This window comes from Rhodoplanes roseus, assembly GCF_003258865.1.
In the GTDB taxonomy this organism is placed as follows: domain Bacteria; phylum Pseudomonadota; class Alphaproteobacteria; order Rhizobiales; family Xanthobacteraceae; genus Rhodoplanes; species Rhodoplanes roseus.
The window spans coordinates 1-346 of sequence record NZ_NPEX01000495.1; the positions used below are offsets into that span (position 1 = coordinate 1).

Annotated in this window: 1 protein-coding gene; it reads left to right on the forward strand. The window is 72.0% G+C overall.

Annotated elements, in window-relative coordinates; all coding sequences use genetic code 11:
* Positions 1-41: 41 nt before the first annotated feature.
* A partial coding sequence (locus CH341_RS36135) for a LysE family translocator (protein ID WP_245431328.1) occupies positions 42-346 on the forward strand: 305 nt, incomplete at its 3' end.

Consider the following 346-nt stretch of genomic DNA (forward strand, 5'->3'; position numbering starts at 1 on the left):
GTGCCGCCGGTCGCGCCCGTGACCCTGAAAGCCAGACTGCCGTGAACCCGGACCTGTTCGCCACCTTCCTGCTGCTGACCCTGGTGCTCATCCTCACGCCGGGCCCGATCGTCACCCTGATGATCTCGACCGGCGCCACCCAGGGACCCCGCGCGGTTCTGGCCACCACGGTCGGCACCATGGCGGGCAACACGGTGCTGATCGGCTCGGTCGCCTTCGGGCTCGGCCTGGTGCTGGCGAGCGCCGCCGTGCTGTTCGAGATCGTCCGCTGGGTCGGCGTCGTCTACCTGGTGTGGATCGGCATCCAGACGTTCCGCCGGGCCGGGCAGGGGGCGCCCCCGGCGCC